At 64.1% G+C, this 22,621-nt stretch carries 9 protein-coding genes; all 9 read right to left on the reverse strand.

Annotation, left to right across the window (positions count from 1 at the left end):
• Positions 1 to 54: 54 nt before the first annotated feature.
• The gene (locus FFY45_RS20720) at positions 55 to 2,727 is read right to left on the reverse strand and encodes a methyl-accepting chemotaxis protein (RefSeq protein WP_176341855.1); all 2,673 of its coding nucleotides are present in this window, start codon (positions 2,725 to 2,727) and stop codon (positions 55 to 57) included.
• A gap of 348 nt (positions 2,728 to 3,075) precedes the next feature.
• Positions 3,076 to 5,334, reverse strand: coding sequence for a methyl-accepting chemotaxis protein (locus tag FFY45_RS20725; RefSeq protein ID WP_176341856.1), 2,259 nt, complete (start codon positions 5,332 to 5,334; stop codon positions 3,076 to 3,078).
• Positions 5,335 to 5,880: 546 nt separating this feature from the next.
• Positions 5,881 to 8,139 carry a methyl-accepting chemotaxis protein gene (locus tag FFY45_RS20730; protein WP_176341857.1) on the reverse strand — a complete coding sequence of 753 codons (2,259 nt, stop codon included), beginning with the start codon at positions 8,137 to 8,139 and terminating at the stop codon, positions 5,881 to 5,883.
• Between the two features lie 470 nt (positions 8,140 to 8,609).
• Positions 8,610 to 11,084, reverse strand: a complete 2,475-nt coding sequence (locus tag FFY45_RS20735; RefSeq protein ID WP_176341858.1) for a methyl-accepting chemotaxis protein — start codon at positions 11,082 to 11,084, stop codon at positions 8,610 to 8,612.
• 89 nt (positions 11,085 to 11,173) lie between these two features.
• Positions 11,174 to 13,423 carry a methyl-accepting chemotaxis protein gene (locus FFY45_RS20740; RefSeq protein WP_176341859.1) on the reverse strand — a complete coding sequence of 750 codons (2,250 nt, stop codon included), beginning with the start codon at positions 13,421 to 13,423 and terminating at the stop codon, positions 11,174 to 11,176.
• A gap of 389 nt (positions 13,424 to 13,812) precedes the next feature.
• Positions 13,813 to 16,116: a methyl-accepting chemotaxis protein gene (locus FFY45_RS20745; RefSeq protein WP_176341860.1), complete on the reverse strand. Its 2,304-nt coding sequence runs from the start codon at positions 16,114 to 16,116 to the stop codon at positions 13,813 to 13,815.
• Between the two features lie 198 nt (positions 16,117 to 16,314).
• Positions 16,315 to 18,684, reverse strand: a complete 2,370-nt coding sequence (locus FFY45_RS20750; protein ID WP_176341861.1) for a methyl-accepting chemotaxis protein — start codon at positions 18,682 to 18,684, stop codon at positions 16,315 to 16,317.
• Positions 18,685 to 18,697: 13 nt separating this feature from the next.
• On the reverse strand, positions 18,698 to 19,459 hold the full coding sequence (locus FFY45_RS20755) for a transporter (protein ID WP_176341862.1): 762 nt from the start codon (positions 19,457 to 19,459) through the stop codon (positions 18,698 to 18,700).
• A gap of 316 nt (positions 19,460 to 19,775) precedes the next feature.
• Complete coding sequence (locus FFY45_RS20760; protein WP_176341863.1) at positions 19,776 to 22,589, reverse strand: methyl-accepting chemotaxis protein; 2,814 nt, start codon at positions 22,587 to 22,589, stop codon at positions 19,776 to 19,778.
• Positions 22,590 to 22,621: the final 32 nt, after the last annotated feature.

Raw genomic sequence — 22,621 nt, forward strand, 5'->3', positions numbered from 1 at the left:
CGTGCTGATCGGGGAGGGCACCGCGCCCTCGACTCATCGAGCGTTTGACTTACATCAGTGGTAGGCGTGGCGTGCGTTGGCCAGCAGAGTGCTCAGTTGGTCTTGTTGTTCCAGACGGAACACCGCCACTGCGTCCACCAACTGTGCGGCCTGGTCTTCCATCGCGCGTGCGGCCGCAGTGGCTTCTTCCACCAGTGCGGCGTTCTGCTGGGTGGTTTCGTCCATCTGGGTGACGGTCTGGTTGACCTGGGTGATGCCGGCGGCCTGCTCGCGCGAGGCGCTGGTGATCTCGCCCATGATGTCGGTGACGCGCTGCACCGAGCCCACCACCTGCTGCATGGTGTTGCCGGCTTCGGAGGCGAGTGCGGCACCGCTACCGATGCGTGCAACCGAGTCTTCGATCAGGTGCTTGATCTCCTTGGCGGCGCCGGCCGAGCGCTGGGCGAGGCTGCGCACCTCGGAGGCGACCACTGCGAAGCCGCGGCCTTGTTCGCCGGCACGTGCGGCTTCCACTGCGGCGTTCAAGGCCAGGATGTTGGTCTGGAAGGCGATGCCGTCGATGACGCTGATGATCTCGGCGATCTTCTTGGACGAGGTGTCGATGTCGGCCATGGTGGTGACCACGCGGCCGACCACATCGCCGCCCTTGGCCGCCACGCCGGCTGCGTCCAGCACCAGGCGATTGGCCTGATCGGCGTTGTCGGCGTTCTGCTTGACGGTGGCGGTGAGCTCTTCCATCGAGGCGGCGGTTTCTTCCAGCGCAGCGGCTTGTTGCTCGGTGCGACGCGACAGGTCGCTGTTGCCGGTGGCGATTTCGCTGGCGGCGGAGTTGATCGCCAGCGAGGAGTCCTTGATCCGGCGCACGATGCCGGCCAACTGGTCGGCGGTGGCATTGGCGTCGTCGCGGATGGTGGCGAACACGCCTTGCAGGTCGCCATCCATGCGCGCGGTCAGATCGCCTTGCGACAGCGACGAAAGCAGCGCGGACACGCGCGACAGGCCATCTGCATTGTTGTCCAGCAGCACGTTGAGTTGCTCTGCTAGCAGCAGCAGGAAGCCTTGCTTGCCATCGGTGCCGACGCGCTCGCTCAGGTCGCCAGCGGCGGCCGCCTGCACGATACGCGCGACTTCTTCTTCGACCTGCACTTCCTGGGTGCGGTCGGCCCATTCGACCACAAAACCCATGCGCTCGCCGGCCGCGCCCAGCACCGGGTTGACCACCAGCCGCATGGTGCGGCCACCGACATGGATCTGCGCGGTATGCGTGCCGGTGAGTTGATCGAGCATGCGTGCCTGGTGTTCGGGCTTGCGATGGAACTGGTCGATGCTGGCATTGATCAACGCATCGGCATCGAAGTGGGGCAGGTCGCGGCGCAGTTCGTCCTGCACGCTCTTGAGCATGCGCTGCAGCGGGCGATTGACGTAGATGATGCGGCGATCGGCGTCGGCGATCATCACGTTGGTGCTGACGTCGTCCAGTGCGGTACGCACGCGTAGCGCTTCGCTGGCAATCAGGTGGTCGCGTTCCAGACGTGCGCGCAGGTCGTCGCGCATGGTGCGGGCGCTGAGCAGCAGGCGGCCGAGTTCGTCGTGCCGGTCGATCTCGATCGGGTTGTCCAGGCGGCCGGCCGCGACATCGCCGAGCACGCGCTCCACCGCCAGCAACGGGCGGGTGACCATCTGGCGTGCCGCCACAAAGACCACTGCGATGCACAGCGCCAGCACCACCAGCGAGAACAGCAGCATGCTGCCCATCAGTTCGTCCAGCGGGCCGTCGATGGCGCTGCGCGGCTGGGTGCCGATCACCGCCCACTGCCACGGGGCATAGCGCTGGGCGGTGACTTCGAACGCCTGGCTGTTGCCCTTGGCGTCGCGCAACTGCAGGTTGGCGCTGGGCTGCTTGCCATCCAGCACCGATTGCAACAGCGCCTGCTGCTCGGCCGGTACCAGTGCCGCCAGGGTGGCCGGGGTGCCCGGCGGGGCGGCGATGACCTGGCCCTGATGCTCACCCGGTGCCATGTCGACGATGACGAAGTAGCCATCCTGGCCGAGTTTGGTGGTGCCGACCTGCGCCTTGAGCGCGGCCAGGCCCTGGGTGTAGTTGCGACCGACGAACAGCGCGCCGATTACCTCGCCGGCGGCATTACGCAGCGGCTGGTAGTGGGTCATGTACTGCTCGCCGAACAGCTGCGCCTGGCCGGTGAAAGGCTTGCCTTGCGACAACGCAGCGTAGGCCTTGCCCTTGCGGTCGAGCAGGGTGCCGATCACACGCTCGTTCTGCTTGTTACGCAGCGAGGTGGTGATACGCACGAAGTCCTCGCCGGTGCGCGCGAAGATCGTGGCGACACCGCCGGTGGCCTGCGCAAAGCGGTCCACCGCGTTGACATTGAGGTTGAGCGCCTGCTTGCCGGCGCGCAGGGACGGGGTGGCCTGCTCGCCGATGGTGACGGTGCTGGCGGTATCGAGCGTGCGTACGCCGCTGGGGAGCATGTCGTCGAACACGCTGCCCAGGCGCTGGGTGCTTTCGGTCAGGGTGACGTCGTACATCGCCACCGACTGCTGCATCAGCCGGGTGCTGGAGCGCAGTTCGGCCTTGACCTGGGATTCGATATCGCCGGCGGACTGGCGGTAGATGGTCAGGGCCAGCAGGCCCAGCGAAATGGCGATGACCAGGGTCAGCAGCGCGGAGAGCCGGGTGCCAACGGAAAGCCGGTTGAAGGAATGCATGAGGAATCGACCTTGCCCGGGGGAGGGCGTTACGGATGCGTGAAGTCGATAGCGGCCGTCTATGCTCAAAATTGATGTTTTATGTTGAATTACGCACAAATTGTCGCGTTCGCTTGGTTCCAGAGCAGGGGCGCAAGATTGCCGTTTGTTAAGGGCGGGTGAATTTTTACGACCAGGCAGCGTCCGCATCCAGCGTGGTCAGGCGCTGGTTTGAGGAAACATCTCGGCACAAAAAAAGGGCCGCCTCCCTCGCAAGGAAGCGACCCTCAAGATTCGTTGACCACGAATCAAACTACTCTCGAATGGTGTTCTTGGATGCGGCGCGTGTTGCGGGTTGCGGTGTGTGTCTTAGAACTCCTGCCAGTCGTTCGGCCCTGCCGCTGCGGTCGCCGTGCCGTTGGCGCTGCGACGTGGCGGGGCGATGCTGGCGGCACCGACGGCCGGGCGCGCAGCGAAGCGTGCATTGACCGGCGCAGCGACCATCGACGATGGCTGACGTGCCACCGGGCCTTGCTCGACGATCTTGAACACGGCCACCGCTTCGGTGAGCTGCTGGGCCTGTTCTTCCATCGCGCGGGCGGCGGCGGTGGCTTCTTCCACCAGTGCGGCGTTCTGCTGGGTGGCTTCGTCCATGTGGGTGACGGTCTGGTTGACCTGTTCGATACCGGCCGACTGCTCCTGCGAGGCGGCGGAAATCTCGCCCATGATGTTGGTGACGCGCTGCACGCTGGCGACGATCTCGGCCATGGTCTTGCCGGCCTGATCCACCAGCTGTGAGCCGTCGGCCACACGCTGCACCGAGTCGTCGATCAGGCTCTTGATCTCCTTGGCCGCGGCGGACGAACGCTGTGCCAGCGTACGTACTTCGGAGGCGACCACCGCAAAGCCACGGCCCTGGTCGCCGGCACGCGCCGCTTCCACCGCCGCATTCAAGGCCAGGATATTGGTCTGGAACGAGATGCCGTCGATGACGCTGATGATGTCGGCGATGCGCTTGGACGAGGCTTCGATGCCGCTCATGGTGTCGACCACCTTGCTGACCACGGCGCCGCCCTGTGAGGCCACGCTTGCGGCGCCGATGGCGAGCTGATTGGCCTGGCGCGCGCTCTCGGCGTTCTGCTTGACGGTGGAGGTGAGCTCTTCCATCGAGGCAGCGGTTTCTTCCAGGTTGGCGGCCTGCTGTTCGGTACGCTGCGACAGATCCTGGTTGCCGGCCGCAATCTCGCTGGCGGCGGCATTGATCGAGGTCGCCGAGTGCTGGATGTGCCCGACGATGCCGGCCAGCTGGGTGGCGGTGGCGTTGGCGTCGTCACGCATCTGGGCGAACACGCCCTTGAAATCGCCGTCCATGCGCGCGGTCAGATCGCCTGCGGCGATGGACCGCAAGATGCCCGATAGCGACTGCAGGCTGCCGTCGGCGGTGGCCATCAACTGATTGAGGCTCTCGACCATCACGCGGAAATCGAACTGGAACTGCGCCGCATCACCGCGTGCGCTGAAATCGCCATTGGCCGCGGACTGCGCCAGCTGCTTGATCTGCTGATTCATCGACGCCAGGTTGGTTTTCACCTGCGCCATGGTGTCGGTCAGCATGGCTTTTTCGCCGGGCAGCGCGTCCATGTCCTGGCTGAGGTCGCCGATCGCATAGCGGCCCATGATCTGCGCCAGGCGCTGTGTGAGCTGGATGTGGCTGTCGACCAGCGCGTTGGTGTCGCCGGCCATGCGGCCGTAGTCGCCCGGGAATGCGCCGGCATCCATGCGGAAGCTGATCTGGCCGCTGTCGTGGCGCTTGGCCATGTCCAGCTGCGCGGTGATCAGGTTGCGAACCTGCGATTGCATCTTGTCCATCGCCTGCAGCAGGCGGCCGGTTTCGTCGCTGGCCTCGCTGTGCACTGCGTTGTCGAGCTTGCCCTCGGCAATCGCCTCGGCAGCGCGGGTGGCGCGGTTCAACGGGCCGGTGAGGCTGCGGGTGATCATCCAGGCCAGCAGGGCGCTCAGCAGCACCACGGCAACGCCGCCGCCGATCAGCATGCTGCGGCCACGCGCCATCGAGGCACTGGCCTGGTCATAGGCCAACTGGCTGCTCTTGCGCTGCGCGTTGGAGTAGGTGCGGATCGCATCCTGCCAGCGCTGGGTGGCCGGCGCTGCGCGTTCGAGCAGGATCGGCATGGCCTGGTCGACCTTGCCGGCCATCCCCAGCTCGCGGACCTGCTGGTTGTGCGACAGCGCCTGCTCGCGGGTCAGATCCAGCGTGTCGCGCAGTTGCTGGTCGTGCGCATCGGCAGGAAACGCGTAGAGCTTTTCGCGCAGTTCCTTGTAGCGGATGCGCTGGGCATCGATCACTTCGGCGAACTGCCGGTTTTGCTCGTCGGTGGTGGGCAGCACGATGTTGCGCAGATTCAACGAGATGGTGGCATTGGCGTCCAGCATGTCGGTGGCGTACTGGATCATCGCCATGTTGCGGTTGACGATGGTGTCCAGGCGCTCGCGCGCCTGGCTGAGCGTATACAGACCGGCGGCCACCAGCGCGCACGAGAGAAGGATCAAAACGCCAAAGGCCAGCGAGAGGCGCTTGCCGACGTTGAAGCGGTGCAGGAAGGAGTTCATTGAGGGACCTGAGCGGATGTGCCGTTGGGGTGGCATGACGTACAACGCAGCGCTGGAGCATTGCGTCAGGCGTCATGCCTTGTGTGATGCATCGGTCAGATAACGGCGTTAGGCGCGCTGCATTGAGGCAAGCAGAACTTGCTGGTAAAGCCCGGTCTCAGCCATGTGATCGCCATGTGTAGAACGGGTAGGGAATTGGTGGGGAGGTGTCAGGAATACCCTGAAAAAGCAGCCGTAAATGGCGGTTTTGACCCCAGCTTGGCGCGGGGTCACGTGCACGATGTGAAGTGCGATTTCACGCTTGCCGCAGTGCCTGCGGGTTGCGTGCAGGCAGGGATGTCGCGCACAACGCAAAACGGCACCGCAAGAGCGGTGCCGTGGTGAACATCTTGCAGATGCAGATGCAGATACAGATACAGATGGTGCAGATGCAGACTTGCGTGAGCGCGTGCTTGAGAAGTTGCGCAAGGCGCAACCGTCTCAAGCGCGATATGGAAGCACTGAGGCGTGCTTAAAACCGCATTGCCGACAGCGGTGGGGCGTGGCTCAGAACTCCTGCCAATCGCTCGGGTCGGCCGCTGCTGCCGAGGCGCCAGTCACGCTGCGACGCGGCGGAGCGATGCTGCCGGCACGTGCGGCCGGACGCGCAGCGAAGCGGGCATTGGCCGGTGCCTTGGCAATGGCAGAGAGCTGACGCGCCACCGCGGTGTGCTCGGTGACCTTGAACACTGCAACCGCTTCGGTGAGCTGCTGGGCCTGTTCTTCCATCGCGCGGGCAGCGGCGGTGGCTTCTTCCACCAGTGCGGCGTTCTGCTGGGTGGTTTCGTCCATCTGGGTCACGGTCTGGTTGACCTGTTCGATGCCCGCGTACTGCTCCTGCGAGGCCGAGGAAATCTCGCTCATGATGTTGGTCACGCGCTGCACGCTGGCGACGATTTCGGCCATGGTGGTGCCGGCCTGGTCGACCAGGGTGGCGCCCTGGGTGACCTTGCTGACCGAGTCGTCGATCAGATGCTTGATCTCTTTCGCCGCACCGGCCGAACGCTGGGCCAGGGTGCGCACTTCGGAGGCCACCACCGCAAACCCGCGGCCCTGTTCGCCGGCACGCGCCGCTTCCACTGCGGCATTCAAGGCCAGGATGTTGGTCTGGAAGGCGATGCCATCGATGACGCTGATGATCTCGGCAATCTTCTTCGACGAACCCTGGATGTCGGCCATGGTGGTGACCACCCTGGCCACCACATCGCCGCCTTGCGAGGCCACGGCAGCGGCGCCGATGGCGAGCTGATTGGCTTGACTTGCGTGTTCGGCGTTCTGCTTGACGGTGGAAGTGAGTTCTTCCATCGAGGCGGCGGTTTCTTCCAGATTGGCGGCCTGTTGCTCGGTACGCTGCGACAGATCCTGGTTGCCTGAGGCGATTTCGCCCGATGCCGACCCAATCGCATTGGCGGCCAGCTGGATGCGGCCCACGATGCCGGCCAGTTGTTCGGCGGTGGCGTTGGCGTCGTCGCGCATCTGGGCGAACACGCCCTGGTACTGGCCGGTCATGCGGGCGGTGAGATCGCCGGCAGCGATCGACTGCAACAAGCTGGAAAGCGACTGCAGATTGCCGTCGGCGGTGGCCATCAGGTGGTTGAGGCTTTCCACCATGATGCGGAAATCGAACTGGAACTGCTCGGCATTGCCGCGTGCGCTGAAGTCGCCGTTGGCGGCGGCCTGCGCCAGCTGCTTGATCTCCGCATTCATCGTCGACAGATTCAACTTGACCTGATTCATCGCGGTGGTGATCGCCGCCTTTTCGCCCGGCAATTGCGGCATGTCTTCGCTCAGATCACCGATCGCGTAACGCTCCACCAGGTGGATGGTCTGCATCTTGACCTTGATGTGCGCGGCGACCAGCTCGTTGGTGTCCTTGGCCATGCGGCCGTAGTCGCCGGGGAACGCGCCGGCATCCATACGGAAGCTGATCTGACCTTCGTCGTGGCGCTTGGCCATGTCCAGCTGTGCGCTGATCAGATTGCGTACCTGGCCCTGCATGCGATCCATGGCCTGCAACAGGCGGCCGGTTTCGTCGTTGGACTGCGTACGCACATCGTTATCGAGGTTGCCGTTGGCAATCGCTTCAGCGGCGCGGGTGGCCTGGGTGAGCGGGCGCACCAGGCTGCGGGTGATCAGAAAGCCCAGCAGCACGCTGAACAGCACCACCGCCAAGCCGCCACCGATCAGCAGGGCACGGCCGCGCGTCATCTCGGCAGTGGTTGCGACGTAGGCCTCCAGGGTGCGTTGACGCTGCAGTGCCGAGTAGTCTGCCAACGCGTTCTGCCACTGCTCGGTGGCCGGTGCGGCCTTTGCCAGCAGCAGCGTGAGTGCTTCATCGGGCTTGCCGGTCAGACCCAGCTGCGCGACCTGCTCGTTGGCCTTGGCGGCTTCTGCGCTGGCCAGGTCGATCCGGTTGCGGATCTCGGTGGCCTGCGGCGAGGCGGAAAATTCGTACAGTTTGTCGTGCGTGTGCTGATAGCTCTCGAGTTGCTTCTTGATGATGGCGTAGAAGCGCAGATTGTCTTCCTGTGTGGTCGGCAACACGATATTGCGCAACTGCACGGCGATGACCGAGGTGGCATTGGTCATGTCCTGCGCGTGCTGCATGATCGTGATGTTGCGATTGACCACGGTGTCCATGCGGTCGCGCGCCTGCGCCAGCGTGTAGAGGCCTGCGGCGACCAGCCCGCATGACAACAGGATCAGCGTGCCGAAAGCAAAAGTCAGGCGCTTGCCGACGTTATACCGTTGAAGAAGAGCGATCATTGTGGGGTCTCGAGGCAGTGGCAAGAAGGACAAGACGCGTCGGCGCGGACGCGTTGGGCAATAGGTGAAGTAACGCGAGGCTGGGCATGGAGCGAGCCGATCGTCGGTGCATGTGATACGTCGTCACGACGCGACCGAGTGCAGGGCAGGTATGCATGCTTGGGATCTGTAACGGCCGGCTTGCTTGCCGCTTGATTCACAAGGCCCACCGCGTATGGGTGGCCGTCATTGAAGTGACGTGGATGTGCACAACCTGCCCGGAAAGCCCGGTAGGGCGCGATGCACAGACACGCGCCGATGGCAGCGGATTCACTTCGTGATCACGCTTTCAAAAAGCACTGCGAAGGTGACGCATTGCAAAAAGTTGGGTAAAGCACCGATTGAGCGTGGATGCACGCTAGCTGCTTCGGCGTACTGGCGTGCTGCATCAGACCGATGGATGCAAGACCGCGTGCAATGGGCTCACGCCGTCACGCGGCGCGACCAAGCCGGGCGGGTGTCGCGGCTGCCTGTAACTGAAACACCGAGACAGCATCGCGCAACTGCTGCGCTTGTTCTTCCATCGAACGCGCGGCGGCGGTGGCTTCTTCCACCAGCGCGGCATTCTGCTGGGTGGCCTGGTCCATCTGTGCGATGGTCTGGCCCACCTGCTCGATGCCTTGCGACTGCTGCTGTGAGGCTTCGCTGATCTCTTGCATGATCTCGGTGACGCTGCGCACCGAGTCGACAATGTCCTGCATGGTGCGGCCGGCCTGGCCGACCAACTGGTTGCCGTGTTCGACCCTGCTCACCGAATCGTCGATCAGCTGCTTGATCTCTTTTGCAGCACCGGCCGAACGTTGTGCCAGCGTGCGCACCTCGGAGGCGACCACCGCAAAACCGCGCCCCTGTTCGCCGGCACGCGCCGCTTCCACCGCCGCATTCAAGGCCAGGATATTGGTCTGGAACGCGATGCCGTCGATGACGCCGATGATGTCGGCGATCTTCTTGGAGGCGGCCTGGATGCCGGCCATGGTGCCGACCACTTGCCCGACCACCTCGCCACCTTGTGAGGCCACCGTTGCTGCGCCAACCACCAGTTGATTGGCGCGGCGTGCATGCTCGGCGTTGTTGCGCACGGTGGAGGTGAGTTCTTCCATCGAGGCGGCGGTCTCTTCCAGATTGGCCGCCTGTTGCTCGGTGCGCTGCGACAGATCCTGATTGCCGGCAGCGATTTCGCTGGCGGCATCGTTGATCGCATCGGTGGAGTGCTGGATGCGCCCGACGATGTCGGCCAACTGCAGCACGGTGGCATTGGCATCGTCGCGCATGTGTGCGAACACGCCGTGGAAGTCGCCATGCATGCGGGTGGTGAGATCGCCGGCGGCGATCGCCTGCAGCACGCTGGAGAGCGAGGTCAGATTGGCGTCGGCGGTGGCCATCAGTTGATTGAGGCTGTCCACCATTGCGCGGAAGTCGTATTGAAAGCGCTGCGCATCGCCACGCACGCTGAAATCGCCGTTGGCGGCGGCCTGCGCCAGCAATTTGATCTCGCTGTTCATCGCGGCCAGATTGCCCTTGACCGTGTCCATGGTGTCGCTGAGCACGGCCTTTTCGCCGGGCAGGCGATCCATGTCCTGGCTCAGATCGCCGATGGCGTAGCGCGACATGATCTGCGCCAACTGCATCATCACCGCGATGTGCGAGCCGACCAACGTGTTGGTCTCGCGCACCATGGTGGCGTAGGCACCGGGGAAGGTTTCGGACTGCATGCGATAGCCGATCTGGCCGGCGTCGTGGCGCTGCGCCATCTCGCTCTGTGCGGCCAGCACGGCCTGCAGCTGTTCCTGCATCTGACGCATGTTGTCGAGCAACTGGCCGGTTTCGTCGCGGCTGGGTGCGACGATGCGCTCGTCCAGCCGGCCTTGCGCGATGTTGGCGGCCACCGCGGCGGCGCGGCGCACATTGCGGGTGAGCTTGGACAAGGTGTACCAACCCAGGGCGGCGATCAGCACGGCCAGCACCGAGAGGCCGGCGATCGCTTGCCACATCGCAGTGCGGGCTTCGACCAGGTGCCGCTCGGACTGGCGCTGCACAGCCTGCAACGACACGCCGCTCAAGTCCTGCATGGCCTGGCCGAGATCATCGAGCGCGGCATTCCAGCGCGTATCGGCCTGTGCATCGCTGCCTTCCAGCGCGCTGCGCAGTGCAGCCAGTGCCGCGTCTGCACGCGCCGCTTCGGTTGCTGCTGCTGTGGCCAGGGCGGGGTCGGGGTGTTCCAGCAAGCCCATCGCCTTGTCCAGCTCATGACGAAAGTGCAGGTGGTTGCGTGCGAGCTGGCTCAGTTGTTCGCGCAGCATGGCGCGGCTGTCGGCTGCCTGCGAGGGGTCGTTGGCGGCATCCAGCCGGGTCAGCGACTCGGTGGCATCGGGGCTGTAGATCAGCGTGGAGACCACCAGGTGGTAGCTCTCGATATACGGGGTGTAGACCAGTTGGCTGTCGTCGCGCAGTGCGTCGAGTGCGGCAAACGCCTGCTCGCTCACTGCGGCATAGCCGTCCGCGGCAACGCCAGCGACATGGCGTTTTTGCAATGCAAGCAATTCTTTCTGGCTGCGTTCGAAACCGGGCATGCGCGCGGTGGTGGCGAGCAGCTGTTGCAGATCGCGATTGGCGCGTTGCGCGGCGCTACTGGCGGCGCTGCCGCTGTCCACATGTGCGGCGTGCAGGTCGGTGATCAAACCCAGCATCTGCCCGAGCGGGGCATAGCTGCGCAGTTCGTTGCTGCTGATGGCCACACTTTCATTGAGCTTGCCGCGATAGAGCAGCACCGGGATGACCATGCCTGCCAAGGCGAGCACACCGATCGCGCCGAGCTTTCTTGCGATTGCCAGATCGTCCCAGCGGCTGCTCCAGCGGCGCGGGGAGGGGTGGGCAGTCTGAGTCGACAGCGCGGGCGAAGTGGTCATTGATGCTTCTCGTAGGCGTACGCAACCTATCGGCCAATAGCTGCTATGCCTTGAGCCGGCCGGCACGATGGCCGGCCGGCTCCATTCAGTCAAAACTCCTGCCAGCTGCTGTCGTTGCTGGGTGCGGTCACCACGGCACGCGGCTTGGACGCGGCGCTGCGACCGGCTGCGGCGACCTTTGCCTTGACGGCCGTGGTCACTGCCGGGCGCAGCACCGCAGCGCGTACCGGTGCCTGGGCATAGGCGGCATCGGTCTTGAACACCGCCACTGCGTCGGTGAGCTGGGTGGCCTGGTCTTCCAGCGCACGTGCGGCGGCAGTGGCTTCTTCCACCAACGCGGCGTTCTGCTGGGTGGTTTCGTCCATCTGGGTGATGGTCTGGTTGACCTGTTCGATCCCGGCCGACTGTTCCTGCGAGGCGGCGGAAATTTCACCCATGATGTCGGTCACGCGCTGCACGCTGGCCACCACTTCGCCCATGGTCTTGCCGGCGGTGTGCACCAGTGCCGAGCCTTCGGCGACACGCTCGACCGAATCGTCGATCAAACCCTTGATCTCCTTGGCCGCAGCAGACGAACGCTGGGCCAGGGTGCGCACTTCCGAGGCCACCACCGCGAAACCGCGGCCCTGTTCGCCGGCACGTGCCGCTTCCACCGCTGCGTTCAACGCCAGGATATTGGTCTGGAAGGCGATGCCGTCGATGACGGAGATGATGTCGGCAATCTTCTTGGACGAGGCTTCGATGCCACTCATGGTCTGCACCACCTTGCCGACCACGTCGCCGCCTTGCGAGGCCACGCTCGCCGCGCCGATGGCGAGCTGATTGGCCTGGCGCGCGCCTTCGGCATTCTGCTTGACGGTGGAGGTGAGCTCTTCCATCGAGGCAGCGGTTTCTTCCAGGTTGGCGGCCTGTTGTTCGGTGCGCTGTGACAGATCCTGGTTGCCGGCGGCGATCTCGCTGGCGGCGCCCTTGATCGAAATCGCCGAGGCCTTGATCCCGCTGACGATCTCGGCCAGCTGCGTGGCCGTGGCATTGGCATCGTCACGCATCTGCGCGAACACGCCGCGGAAATCGCCGCTCATGCGTGCGGTGAGGTCGCCGGCAGCGATCGACTGCAACAGGCCGGACAACGCCTGCAGGTTGCCGTCGGCGGTGGACATCAGGTGATTGAGGCTTTCCACCATCACACGGAAGTCGTACTGGAAGCGCTCGGCATCGCCGCGGGCGCTGAAGTCGCCATTGGCGGCCGATTGGGCCAGGTGCTTGATCTCGGTATTCATCGCACCGAGATTGACCTTGACCTGCGCCATGGTGTCGCTGAGCACGGCTTTTTCGCCGGGCAGCTTTTCCATGTCCTCGGACAGATCACCGATCGCGTAGCGGCCCATGATCTGCGCCAGACGCATCTTCACCGCGATGTGCGAGCCCACCAGGTTGTTGGTGTCGTGCGCCATGCGGCCGTACTCGCCGGGGAAGGCTGCCGCATCGATGCGGAAGCTGATCTGGCCGTCGTCGTGACGCTTGGCCATGTCGGTCTGCGCGCTGAGCAGGTTGCGCAGCTGCAGCTGCATCTTGCTCATGGCCTTGAGCAGGCGGCCGGCTTCGTCATTGGCCTGCGTGTTGACGTCGTTGTCCAGGTTGCCGCCGGCAATCGCTTCTGCGGCGCGGGTGGCGCGGCTCAACGGCTGGGTGAGGCTGCGGGTGATCAGCAGGCCCAGCGTACCGCTCAGCAGCACCACCAGCAGCGAACCGCCGATCAGCAGCTTGCGCGAGTCGTCCATGGATTGCAGCGCGTCAGCGGACGCCTCGCCGGCCAGCTTGTCCTGCAGGTCGATGTTTTCGCCAATCTTGTCCTGCCATTGCTGCATTGCCGGTGCGGCCTTGGTCAGCAGCAGGGGCAGTGCCTCGTCGCTGTGATTGGTCATGACCAGATCGATGACCTTGTCGTTAAATCCCTTGGCGATCTCACGGCGACGATCGATTTCCGCCCGGATGGCCTTGCCTTCTTCGGAGGGCGGAATTGCATACAAGGTTTCGCGTGCCTTGAGGTAATCGGCGCGCGCACCCTTGATGATCTCGATGAATCGGAGATTGTCTTCGTTGGAGGTCGGCAGCACGACATTGCGAATCTGCATCGAAATGATGTAATTGGCATTCATCATGTCGTTGGACAGCCGGATCTTCTCCATGTTCTGGTGCACCAGATGATCCACGAGTGCGCGTGCAGAGGTCAGCCCACGATAGCCGATGAAGGCGATAATGCCCGACAACACGATCAGCACAGCAAAAGCCGCCGCCAATCGAGGGCCGACGTTGTAGCGTTGGAGAAGTGCGGTCATGACAGATCCTGGATGGCGTTATGCGATGAAAGGGAGCGACCGAGTAGCGCCGACCACTTGCTGTATGCCGCGTCGCTATGCGCAGTAACGGCTCGCCATGCCAATTACTTAATACCTCAATAGCGTAAATATATAAGTCAAGTCATGCTTGTGAAAATGGCGTCGCCAATTAAATCGTTTTGCGGCCCGGATTAAAGGTCTCCAATTGTCGATCACGCCGAACGCGACCGCCGGCTAATCAATACATAAGTAAAATATTATTATCGATATGCGTTTATTCTCGCCTCATGGCTGAGTCTGCTTATGAAAAATTGCGGCAATAAAAAAGCCGCGCTCCCGAAAGAGCGCGGCTTGGACTGCAGCGACTTGTATGTGGACGATCTGCGCGTTTAGAACTCCGCCCAATCCGACTCGTTGGACGGCGCCGCTGCGGCGGCAGTACGTGCGGTCGACCGTGCGGCAGCCGGCTTGGAGGCAGCCAGCTTGGACACCGATGACCTGGCAGCGGGCGTCTTGGCAGCAGGCGCAGTGCTGGCGGCTGGGCGCTTGGCGGTGATGTGGCGCACCACCGGGGTGGCGCGTGTCACCGCTTCCAGCTCGGCCGACAGCCGGAACAGCGCGACCGCTTCGGTGAGCTGCTGCGCCTGATCTTCCATCGAGCGTGCGGCGGCGGTGGCTTCTTCCACCAGCGCGGCGTTCTGCTGGGTGGCTTCGTCCATGTGGGTGACGGTCTGGTTGACCTGCTCGATGCCGGCCGACTGCTCCTGCGAGGCGGCGGAAATCTCGCTCATGATGTCGGTGACGCGCTGCACCGAAGAGACGATCTCGCTCATGGTGCTGCCGGCCTGATTGACCAGCGCCGAGCCTTCGGCCACCTTGCTCACCGAGTCGTCGATCAGGCTCTTGATCTCTTTGGCTGCGCCGGCCGAACGCTGTGCCAACGTGCGCACCTCGGAGGCGACCACCGCAAATCCACGGCCCTGCTCACCGGCACGCGCGGCTTCCACCGCCGCGTTCAACGCGAGGATATTGGTCTGGAAGGCGATGCCGTCGATAACGCTGATGATCTCGGCGATCTTCCTGGACGAGGTCTCGATGCCGGACATGGTGGTGACCACCTGGCCGACGACGCTGCCACCGTGTGAGGCTACACCGGCTGCGCCGATCGCCAATTGATTCGCCTGGCGCGCGTGTTCGGCATTCTGCTTGACGGTGGAGGTGAGCTCTTCCATCGAGGCGGCGGTTTCTTCCAGATTGGCCGCCTGCTGCTCGGTGCGCTGCGACAGGTCCTGGTTGCCGGCGGCGATTTCGCCTGCGGCGGTGTTGATGGCCAAGGTGGAGTGCTTGATGCGGCCGACGATGTCGGTCAGGCGCTGGGTGGTGGCATTGGCATCGTCGCGCAGACGCGCGAACACGCCGTGGAACTCGCCATCCATACGCGCGGTGAGATCACCCTCGGCCACTGCACCGAGCAACTGCGAGAGCTTGCCCAGATTGCGGTCGCTGACTTCCATCATCGAGTTCAGATCCGACACCATCACCGCGAAGTCGTACTTGAAACGTGCTGCGTCGCCACGTGCGCTGAAATCGCCGGCAGCGGCGGCCTGTGCCAGCTGCTTGATCTCGGTGTTGATCGACAACAGGCTGGCCTTGGCCGCATCCATCGCTTCATGCAGGATCGCGCGGCTGGCCGGCAGACGACGTGCGTCCTGGGTCAGGTCGCCTTGCGCGTATTGATTGAGGATGCGCACCGAATCGGTGATGGCATCCAGATGCTCGAAGATCATCGTGTTGATGCCGCCGGCCAGGTTGCCGTACACGCCGGGGAAATCTTCCGGCATGCGGTGGGTGATGTCTTCGGCCGCATGCAGGTGCGACATACGCGCGGTTTCGTCGCTGAAGCGGCGCAGCATCTGCGTCATGCCACCGGTGGCTTCCAGCATCTGGCCGATTTCGTCGTTGCTGGTCTTGCTGACCTGCACGCTCAGATCGCCACGCGAGACCGCCTTGATCGCGCCCAGTGCCTTGGACAGCGGGGTGGTGATGCTGCGTGCGATCAACCAGCCGAAGGTGACCGACAACGCTGCCATCAGCAGCGTGCCGAGCAGCAGCACCGCGCTGGTGAGTTTGAACGAGGCTGCGCTGGCGGTCACCATATCGCTCAGTGCCTTGGACTGCTGCGCATAGAGCTTGTCGACCGAAGCAAACAGTTCCTTGCGGATCTCGCCGGACTGCTTGCGCGAAAATTCCATCGCCGCGGCGCGGTCTGGGTCTGTATAGAGCTTGCGCAGTTGTTGGTTGGCCGCGAAGTAGCGTGCGCTGGCATCGGTCAGCTTGGCGTACTCGGCCTTCAACGGCGAGGCGGCGCCGATCTTGGTATCCAGGACCTTTTGCGTTTCGATGTATTTGGCCTGGATCTCGTCCATGCGCTTGAAGAACATCGCATAGCGTTCCGGATCGTCGAGATTGACGAACTGGCCCACTTCATAGACGCGGAATTCGCCAGCGAAACCACGCAACTCGGACAGGCGGCTCAGGACCGGCACCACGTCCTGATTGATCAGGTCGGTTTCCTGCTGCATCTGCTTCATGCGTGAAAAGCCGAGTCCACCCAGCAGGGCAGTCAGCACGGCGCTCAGGCAGAAGGCAAACATCAGTTTGCGGCGGATCGGCCAGTCGTTGAACTTGTTCATTATTTACCTCGGAGTTACGCAGAGACGTTGTCCAGCACGCTAGCGGCCCGGCCGGAAGATTCTTTATTCATGAAGAAGAATCGGTCATGCGGAACGCGCTGTTTCCATAGTCCAGGCTGCTGCGATATGCAGTTTCGATAGGGCAGGGCATGCGTTACGGTCGCGCGCGCAGCGCTGCGCACGCGACCGGTGCAGGGGTCAGAAGTCCTGCCACTGGCTGTCGTTGCCGGCGGTTGCCGCAGGCGTACTGTTCGATCGACGTGGCGAGGCCGGTGCACGCGTCGCGGTAGCGGTTGCACGCTTGGCTGCGGCGCTGGCCGATTTTTTCGTGGGCGCGGCAACGGCAATGCCGGGCGTCGTCTCCTGGGTGAAGCGCGCCACTGTCAGCGCCAGCTGCCCGGCCTGCTCTTCCATCGTGCGTGCGGCGGCGGTGGCCTCTTCCACCAGCGCGGCATTCTGCTGGGTGGCCTCGTCCATCTGGGTGATGGTGCGGTTGACCTGTTCGATGCCGGACGACTGTTCCTGCGAAGCCGCTGCAATCTCGCCCATGATGTCGGTCACGCGCTGCACGCTGGCCACGATATCGGACATGGTGGTGCCGGCTTGGTGCACCAGCAGCGAGCCTTCGGTCACCTTGCCGACCGAGTCGTCGATGAGGTGTTTGATCTCTTTTGCCGCGCCGGCCGAACGCTGCGCGAGCGTGCGCACTTCGCTGGCGACGACGGCGAATCCGCGGCCCTGTTCGCCGGCGCGCGCCGCTTCCACCGCCGCGTTCAAGGCCAGGATATTGGTCTGGAAGGCGATACCGTCGATGACGCTGATGATCTCGGCGATCTTCTTGGATGACACCGCGATTGCGGACATGGTGGTCACCACGTTCGCCACCACCGCACCACCTTGCGAGGCGACACCGGCTGCGCCGATGGCCAGCTGATTGGCCTGGCGCGCGCTTTCGGCATTCTGCTTGACGGTGGAGGTGAGCTCTTCCATCGAGGCGGCGGTCTCTTCCAGATTGGCCGCTTGCTGCTCGGTGCGCTGCGACAGATCGTTGTTGCCGGCGGCAATTTCGCTGGATGCGGTATGGATGCTGCCGGCGGCCTGCTGGATGTGTCCGATCACCTGCGCCAGTTGCTCGGCGGTGCTGTTGGCATCGTCGCGCATGCTGGCGAACACGCCCTGAAAATTGCCGTGCATGCGTGCACTCAAATCGCCCTCGGCCAGCGCGCTGAGCAGGCGCGAGACCTCGGCGATGCTGCCTGCATTGGCATCGAGCAAGGCATTGAGTTGCTGCGCCAACTGCAGGAAGAAGCCCTGCTTGCCGACGCTGTCGATGCGCTTGGACAAGTCGCCTGCGGCCGCGCTGCGTACCACGTCGGCCACGGCGATTTCGACCTGCGCTTCGGCGCTGCGGTCGCGCCATTCGCAGACAAACCCCAGGTGTGCGCCGGCCGCGTCGCGGATCGCCGAGACATCCTGCACGATGCAGGCGGCGCGATACTGCACTTCGCGCTGCGCCGAGCCCTGGCGATCCAGGCGTTGATAGATTTCCGCGTCCTGCGCGTTGCCCACTTCCAGCTGCGACACCGGTTGGCCGATCAATGGCGCAGCGCGGTCGAAGGCGGGCGCGCAGGCGTGGATATCGTCGGCGTAGGTGTGCAGCAAGGTCTTCAGCGCGTTGTTGGTGTAGATGATGGTCAGATCCGGATCGGCGATGTACATGCCGGTGGAGGCGTTGTCGAGCGCGGTGCGGATGCGCAGGTTTTCGGCGGCGATGCTGCGCTCGCGCTCCAATCGTTCGCGCAGATCGCGCTGCATGCGTGCCAATGCCGCCATCAGACTGCGTGCGTGTTTGGCGGCGACCGGAATCGGTTGGTCCAGGCGGCCCTCGGCGATATGTTGTGCGGCAGCCATGGCCAGCTGCGGCTCGCCGCCGAGCAGGCCGAACACCGAGCGCAGGATCCAGCCAGCCGCCAGCGCCAGACACACGAACGCGAGCACCACCGCGCCGCCTTGTTGCCACATCACCCGCTTGCTGTAGTGCTCGGCTTGGCTGCGGTTGGCCGCGTTCAAGGCCAGGATGCGCTCGCTGATCGCGCCCATGCGGGTTTCGAGCTGGCCGAATTTGTCGTTGAAATCGGCGTAGGCCGCGCCGCTATCGGCATGCGTTTCGGCCAGCGTCATCACCTGATCGGCCGCGGCGATGTAGGCCTGCAAGGTCGGTGTCACCGCTTCCAGCTCGCTGCGCAATGCCGGATCGAGCGGCAACGTGCGGTTGGCCTCCAGCGACTGGCGAAATTCTGCGGCGTGTTCGCCCAGCGAGGTGCGTGCGGCGGCAATGGCGGCATCGTCCTGCCTGGATGCGGCAAGCAGCGCGGCAGTGACATCACCGCGCAAGGCGTCATGCATCATGTCCGCCTGCATGTGGTTGCGCAGTGCATCGGAGGAGATCACCTGCGCGGCGATCGCCGCAAGCAAGCCGCGTTGGCCGTTGTAGCCGACGCCGCCCAGGGCGAGCAGCGCCAGCGCAGCCACCAGTACCAGAATGCCCAACATGTGCATGATTTTCATTGTGCGGCCTGTTTCAGAAGCGGAAAGACAGACCCACGCCGAGTGCGTGATCCGGTGAGCGCTGGTTGAGCCCGCGGCTGTACACCGCGTCCAATTGCACATCGTTGCTCAGCAGCCAGGCCGAGCCGACATCGAGCAGTGCCACGGTGCCGCCGTTCTCGCTGCTGGCGATTTGCGGCAATGCCACTTCGACGAAGGAGCGCACGCGGTCATTCCAGACCTTGCCGAGCACCGCGCCGAAGATGCCGGCGGTGTAGCCATGGCCTTGCCCGTCGTCGTCCCGGATCACGCCGGGCATCATGCCGGCCGAGATGCTGTCGCTGAGATCCCACTCGGCCACCAGCCGGAACGATGGCCGCGCGCCATGCCCGCGCAGCGCACGTGCGCCGCTGGGAAGATCCACATGCAGCAGCCAAGCCAGCGAGGTCTTGCCGCTGTCGGAACTGGCCAGGTGGTGTTTGATGCCGAGCGCGACATCGGACATGCCGCTGAGCGTGGCTTCGCCGGGTGCGTCGATGCGCTGCCAGCCATCGGTTTCCAGCCGCAATTCCCAGGTCTGACCCAGGCCGTAGCGGAACAAGGTGGGCGTGGCGTAGCCATCGACCGCGTCATCGCGTTCCCACGCGACGCTGGTTTCCACCTGCAGCCGGCGGTCGCCGACGGTCAGGCTGGACTCGACGAAATCGGGGCGGTCGGTGGCGATCGGATCTTCGGCGCGGGCATGGCCGACGACACCGAACAGGATGAGGCAGCTGGCAAGAATACGTGGCTTCATGGCGACCCCTGAAACGCGCGAACATCCGGAACGCATGCGTCTGCTTGCACTGTCCGACAACAGCGCGCATGCGGTGCTAGAGCGGCTGTTGCGGTGGGGCGCAGGCAGTCGATGTCCTCCTCGCTAGCGGCAACGGCGGATGAATCTTGATGCGTGGCCGATGGACGGAGCTGCAGTCGGGGAGGGCGTCTGCCACGTGCCGGCCGTGCAGCGTGCGCGCTACCTGGATCAATCAATGCTGCGGCTTGCGTCCGGTTGACGAGTGCAACCGGATGCCGCTACGCACACGTGTGTGCGCATGCACCGAACGCCGGTCTCAGAATTCGTGCCACTGACTGTCGTTGCCAGCGTTGCTGGACGTCTTGCCTGCCGCGTGAGGCTGCGGCGCTGCCATGTGCTTGCGGGCGGTTGGCGCACGTTTGGGCGATGGCGCGGTGCTGACGGCCGGTTTGACGCTCGATGTGCCGACCGATTTGGCGGTGGATGCAGCAGGCTTGGGCCTGGCTGCCTGCGTGAGCTTGAACACCGCCACCGCGTCGGTCAGCTGGCCAGCCTGTTCTTCCATTGCACGTGCCGCAGCGGTGGCTTCTTCCACCAAGGCAGCGTTCTGCTGGGTGGCTTCGTCCATCTGCGTGACGGTGAGGTTGACCTGCTCGATCCCGCTGGATTGCTCCTGCGAGGCGGCGGAAATCTCGCCCATGATGTCGGTGACGCGCTGCACGCTGGCCACGATTTCACTCATGGTGGTGCCTGCCTGGTGAACCAGCGACGCGCCCTGCGCAACCTTGCTCACCGAATCGTCGATCAGCTGTTTGATTTCTTTTGCTGCGCCGGCCGAACGCTGTGCGAGCGTGCGTACCTCGGAGGCCACCACCGCAAATCCACGGCCCTGTTCGCCGGCACGCGCCGCTTCCACTGCCGCGTTCAAGGCCAGGATATTGGTCTGGAAGGCGATGCCGTCGATGACGCTGATGATCTCGGCGATCTTCTTGGACGAGGTCTGGATACCGGACATGGTGGTGACCACCTGCGCCACCACCGCGCCGCCATGCGAGGCGACATCGGCTGCGCCGATCGCCAACTGGTTGGCCTGACGTGCGCTCTCGGCATTCTGCTTGACGGTGGAGGTGAGTTCTTCCATCGAGGCGGCGGTTTCTTCCAGGTTGGCCGCCTGTTGTTCGGTGCGTTGCGACAGATCGTTGTTGCCGGCGGCAATTTCACTGGCGGCCGCATTGATCTGCGTGGCAGAGGTCTGGATGCCGGAAACGATCTCGGTCAACTGCGCCACGGTGGCATTGGCATCGTCGCGCATGCGCGCAAACACGCCCTGGAAGTCGCCATCCATGCGCACGCTGAGGTCGCCTTCGGCCAGCGCGCTGAGCAGGCTGGAAATACGCTCAAGTCCCTGCGCGGTGGTGTCCAGCAAACCGTTGAGCTGACGGCCGAACTCCAGATAGAAGCCGTGCTTGTCGTCCAATGCCAGGCGCTGCCCGAAGTCGCCCATCAAGGCGGATTGCACCACGGCAGCGACTTCTTGCTGCGTGCTGACCTCGGCGCTGACATTGCGCCACAGCAACATGCTGCCGCTGCGATGGCCGTCTGCGGCATACAGCGGGGTCATGGTCAGGTCCAGCGTCACCGGACCGAAGGTGTAGCGCTCAAGGGAGGTGGACTGCAACTGCTGCAGGCGCTGCAAACGCGCCTTGCCGTCGGCGTCGGTGCCGAACACATAGTCCAGCGGTTTGCCCACCACCGCATCGGCGCTGAAGCCCTGCTGGCCCTTGGCGTGAAACGCCGCTTCGCCGCATTTCAACGAGGTATGCAGCGCTTCGGTGATGAATACCGCGTTGTGCTGTTCGTCGGCGAGCAGAACTTCCATCTCCGAATGCTCCAACGCGGTGCGGATGCGCAGGTTTTCGTTGGCGATCTGCGCCTCGCGCTCGATGCGCTGGCGCAGGTCGGTCTGCATGCGCTGCATGGCGCCCATCAGGCGGCCCACCTCATCCTGGCGCTGCGCGGCAATCTGGTTGTCCAGCTTGCCGGCGGCAATGGCACCTGCCACCTTTGCGGCGGCATCCAGCGGCCCCACCACCTGACGGCGCAACAGTGCAAACAGCGCAATGCTGAGCACCAGCGCCGAGCCCAGGCCGACCGCCAGAATGGTCCACAACAGGCGATGTGCCTGCTGCATGATCGCCGCATACGGCACCACCACACCCAACGCAAAGCGCTCTTGCGCCTGGCCGATCTGCAACGGCACATAGGCGCTGACCGTGCCGGCTGCATCCGGCGTGAAATCCAGATAGTCCTTGCCGGCCCTGGTCGCCTCCAGCATCGCGCGATAGTCGGCGCCGTCGGCTGGCTTGCCGATCCGCGCAGCGTCACGCGAGGCCAGAATCACCCCGGCAGGCGAGATCAGCTCGACATAGCCGTCGTCCATCGGACGTAGCGCACTCAGGCGTTTCTGCAACGCGGCCAGGGCGAAATCCACCGAGACCACGCCCACATACTTGCCCTGATCCATGATGGGCGTGGACAAGGTGGTCATCAACACCGGCTTGCCGCCGATCTGGTAATCGTAGGGGCCGGCCACGATCTGCCGGCCCAGCGCACGGGGTTTGAGGTTCCAGTCGCCGTCGCCGGGTTTTTCGTAACCGACCAACGGTTCGCGGATCAGCGACTGCCCGTTATAGGCCCAGTAGGTCATGAAACGACCGGTGTTGTCGTGGCCCTTGGCATCGACATAGTCGCCGTCCTTGCCATCGAAGGCCTGCGGTTCCCACAACGTCCCCATGCCCACCCATTCGGGATGGTTCTGCAACTGGTCGTGCACGATCGCCGCCGCCGCATCGCGGCTCACCCCACCATGGGCACGCTGCGCCAGCAAGGCGCTGGCGACCGACTGGCCGGTGGTGAACGCCTGCCCCAGCTCGTTGCCGATCTGCTCGGCCTGATAGCGTGCCGCGTTCTGCATCGTGGTCTGTGCCGAGGCGATCAACGCGCGACTGCTTTGCCAGTAGCTGATCGCCGCAGTCAGACCGAAACACAGCAAGGCAGCCACTGCGGTGCCCAGCATCAGGCGGTACGCCAGACTGCCGCCGGAGCGAGATTGCGTGGAAGACACGGTCATGGGAGTCGCTGCGAAAGAAGGGGTTGACTGCT

Source organism: Xanthomonas hortorum (assembly GCF_011305375.1).
GTDB classification, from domain to species: domain Bacteria; phylum Pseudomonadota; class Gammaproteobacteria; order Xanthomonadales; family Xanthomonadaceae; genus Xanthomonas; species Xanthomonas hortorum_E.

Bases quoted from the DNA above. Each gene is read 5' to 3' on its own strand.
- FFY45_RS20725 (WP_176341856.1), bottom strand. From the start codon at position 5,334: ATGAACTCCTTCCTGCACCGCTTCAACGTCGGCAAGCGCCTCTCGCTG.
- FFY45_RS20730 (WP_176341857.1), bottom strand. From the start codon at position 8,139: ATGATCGCTCTTCTTCAACGGTATAACGTCGGCAAGCGCCTGACTTTT.
- FFY45_RS20760 (WP_176341863.1), bottom strand. From the start codon at position 22,589: ATGACCGTGTCTTCCACGCAATCTCGCTCCGGCGGCAGTCTGGCGTAC.
- FFY45_RS20745 (WP_176341860.1), bottom strand. From the start codon at position 16,116: ATGAACAAGTTCAACGACTGGCCGATCCGCCGCAAACTGATGTTTGCC.
- FFY45_RS20750 (WP_176341861.1), bottom strand. From the start codon at position 18,684: ATGAAAATCATGCACATGTTGGGCATTCTGGTACTGGTGGCTGCGCTG.
- FFY45_RS20735 (WP_176341858.1), bottom strand. From the start codon at position 11,084: ATGACCACTTCGCCCGCGCTGTCGACTCAGACTGCCCACCCCTCCCCG.
- FFY45_RS20755 (WP_176341862.1), bottom strand. From the start codon at position 19,459: ATGAAGCCACGTATTCTTGCCAGCTGCCTCATCCTGTTCGGTGTCGTC.
- FFY45_RS20740 (WP_176341859.1), bottom strand. From the start codon at position 13,423: ATGACCGCACTTCTCCAACGCTACAACGTCGGCCCTCGATTGGCGGCG.
- FFY45_RS20720 (WP_176341855.1), bottom strand. From the start codon at position 2,727: ATGCATTCCTTCAACCGGCTTTCCGTTGGCACCCGGCTCTCCGCGCTG.